Below are 2,945 nucleotides of genomic sequence, written 5' to 3'. Positions count from 1 at the left end.
ATTAAATCAGCGGCTGCTTTGGCTTTCAGCCATTGGTCTTTGGCCGCTTGGATTTGCTGAGTACGTGCGCCATTTTCTGCTTCTTGAGCCAGAGCTCCAGCCGCTTTTTCACCAGCTTTAGCTTGTTCTAACTTTGCATCAATTTCCGGGCTCAGAAGAGAAAAGATCAACTCACCTTTCTCAACAGAGTCGCCTTTGCGTACAAATACTTCGTCAATTCGGCCGGGTACTTTCGAAGAGATGCTGTACTGCTGAGCATCGATTTGGCCTTGAAGCTTAATGGGTTGGGGTTGGTACGCTTGGTAAAAACTGTATCCGACCCAGCCAACAATGCCGATACCAACTATAGATAGAAGAAGAGGCTTAATAGGTTTCATGAATTATCCTTTTGACTGGCTAGCGGTGTCTGTTTTTGAGTCGAAATCAGACGTAACAGAAGAAGTTAAGTAACTCGAGTAAGCGTTCATTTCGCTGGTTAGCGCTAAAAGCTTGTTGAGAGAGATAAGGTATTTGAATCGCGCAGCAGATTGCTGTGTTTTGATGCTCGCAAGGTATAACTCTGCATCAACCACTTCTAACGAGTTAGAAAGCCCTTGAGTGAATGCTTTTTTACGAAGTAGTAGATTTTCTTGAGCTAATGACAAGCTAGAATTAAGGCCTTGAACCTCTTCAATCGCTTGGTTTGCTTCAAGATAGGTCTTTTGTACCAATACGGTTAAGTCTTGTTTGGCTTGTGACTTTAGGAATTTAATTTGAGATACCGCACTATGCGCAGCAGCCACTTTGTCTGAACGACCTGAGGTGTCGAGTAGCGGTACGTTGACACCAATGCCTACTAACCAGTCTGGCTTCATTTCACTGGCGAGTGAATCGTCTTCATAGAGGCTGTAATCCCCGTAAAGATAAACCTCTGGGTAATATTTGCCTTTTTCAGCTTTGATTAAACTGCTCGCTTGTTTCTCTTTCGCATCCAGAATCTTAAGACCAGGGTAGGTCATGAGTGTTTGATCAATGAACACATCCATATGGGGCAGGTTTTTGTTGATAAACAGTTGCTCTGAAGGTTCAACGCTTTGGCTTTGACCTAGAATTTGGGTAAGGGCTAATTGAGCAATCTTAAGATCATTTTCAGCTTTAGTGCGTTCAACTACTGCCTTATCTAGAGAGGCGTCCGCTTGCAGGCGTTCTACTCGTGCAATTTGCCCTTGCTGTTCCATCTTGATGGCAAAATCACGATGTTGAGTTAGGCCTGCTTCTACGGCTTGGCGAGTTTTCACCACATCTTCCGCTAAGATCACTGAGAAGTAATATTTGCTTAAGTCTTCGTAACGAGCCTGTTTTTCCATTAGCAGTTGGCTTTGCGCTTCTTCGCTTTTACCTTCAGCTGCGGTTTGTGCTGCGGTAATTCGACCACCTGTAAAAATTGGCCACACTGCGCGAATAGAAGAGCTGAAGATATCTTGCTCGGTAATCGTTGAGGTAATGCCACCCACTAATGGGCGTAAAATAGCGGATACGATAGGATCAACACCACTTAAGCTATCGGCAAACTGCTCGCCATTGATAGTGACATCGTTATCAAGGTGAGTGTAGTTTGCGCCTAGCGTCACTGAAGGCAGGTTAAGGCTTCCGGTTGCATTTTGAAGGTGTTGATAACGCTCAACGTTAGCTTGTTGAGCCGCAAGAGAGTTGTTGTTCTCTTGGAGTATTTGCCACGCCTCAGAAAAAGTGAGCGGGGCAGCATAGCTTGGCGAACTGATAGTACTGATAAGAATACTGGCAATCGCAAGGCATCGGAATGTCGGTTTGGTCATCTGCATTAATTACCAAATTAGAGTATTAGCTCTAATGTTAACAGGGGGATCATCATTTGTCTTGAACAGATTACCTCATATGAGCAAATAGCATAATCATTCGTTAACATAATGTGAATGCTATTAAGGATTTAGCGTCCATAGACAAAGAAACGAAAAGAGCACGACGAATCGTGCTCATTAAGTTCAGTATAGAAGAAGTTACTACAAATGGACTGGTGCTATTTAAAGCTTGGGCAATGGTGATCGGCACGCCACACCAATTGTTTTGAACCTTGCATGGTTTGTAATAAATCTCTACCTGACATTTGCGGGAAAGCTAACAACACTTTTAGATCGAGCGGGGATGTCTCGTTCTTCTCATATGCTCTGACATGAGTAAAAGTAGATTGTAAGTTTTTGAACAGCATAGCCTTTGTAAGGCAGATTCCAAAAGTATCGCGTTTCATTGCCTGGTTTCCTTTTCAACAATGTTAATACGTTATGTTTTTTATCCTGTTTCTGTCGGACGTTGCCACTGATCGAAACTTCCTGCTCATCAATGCTTTATTCTTGGGTGCTGCTTTTGTCAGTCACCTCTTCGTTGTCTGGCCTGCCGAGTGTGAAATAGCGAGATGAATAGGGGAGAATACTTAATCCGTTTGTTCATCATTCGTAACGGCGAGCACGCAACTTTTATTTATCGATACGTCCAGTGGGTGAAGAGTTGTTGCCTTTCTGTAAACCAAAATTCCGGTTTAAAGCGTTGTCTTAAAATTGCAACGTATAGCTTGGCAATAATAAACTCCTTCATATGCAACCATTATAATTGTATTTATTTTAAACAACCTAAAAAACACCTAAAAGCTTAGTGATCTAGCTCAATATTTATGCGATTTTTTGGGTTTTTCAACTAATCCGTTCTAAAAACGAACGATTTATCGAGGCGAGCAACGTAAAGGAATATCAATTAATAATCTGGTTAATTATTTAGTTGAGCAATAGTCACAAATTCGTATAGGCGTAAAGGTGCTCTGGTTAACTTAGTGTTAACATGGCCTGCTGAGCACTAGGGACGGGTTTATATGAGATGGAGTAGTATCAGCTTCCGAAAAAGGTTGCTGATTATCATGACGGTAACTGGCCTTGTTG

Annotated in this window: 3 protein-coding genes; all 3 read right to left on the bottom strand. The window is 42.3% G+C overall.

The annotated features are described in order from the left end of the window. Nucleotides 1-377, bottom strand: a 377-nt coding sequence (locus BCT81_RS28670; RefSeq protein WP_133152771.1) for a biotin/lipoyl-binding protein, incomplete at its 3' end; no start/stop codon positions are given. Nucleotides 378-380: 3 nt separating this feature from the next. After that, nucleotides 381-1,820: a TolC family protein gene (locus tag BCT81_RS28665; RefSeq protein WP_102426633.1), complete on the bottom strand. Its 1,440-nt coding sequence runs from the start codon at nucleotides 1,818-1,820 to the stop codon at nucleotides 381-383. 215 nt (nucleotides 1,821-2,035) lie between these two features. Then, a complete protein-coding gene (locus BCT81_RS28660; protein WP_061033495.1) occupies nucleotides 2,036-2,263 on the bottom strand; it encodes a hypothetical protein in 228 nt (75 codons plus the stop codon). Nucleotides 2,264-2,945 lie beyond the last annotated feature (682 nt).

Origin of the sequence: Vibrio sp. 10N.261.52.A1 (assembly GCF_002876325.1) — a bacterium.
Lineage (GTDB): Bacteria > Pseudomonadota > Gammaproteobacteria > Enterobacterales > Vibrionaceae > Vibrio > Vibrio chagasii.
This window is presented reverse-complemented; position numbering and strand designations above follow the sequence as displayed.

Bases quoted from the DNA above. Each gene is read 5' to 3' on its own strand.
- BCT81_RS28660 (WP_061033495.1), bottom strand. From the start codon at position 2,263: ATGAAACGCGATACTTTTGGAATCTGCCTTACAAAGGCTATGCTGTTC.
- BCT81_RS28665 (WP_102426633.1), bottom strand. From the start codon at position 1,820: ATGCAGATGACCAAACCGACATTCCGATGCCTTGCGATTGCCAGTATT.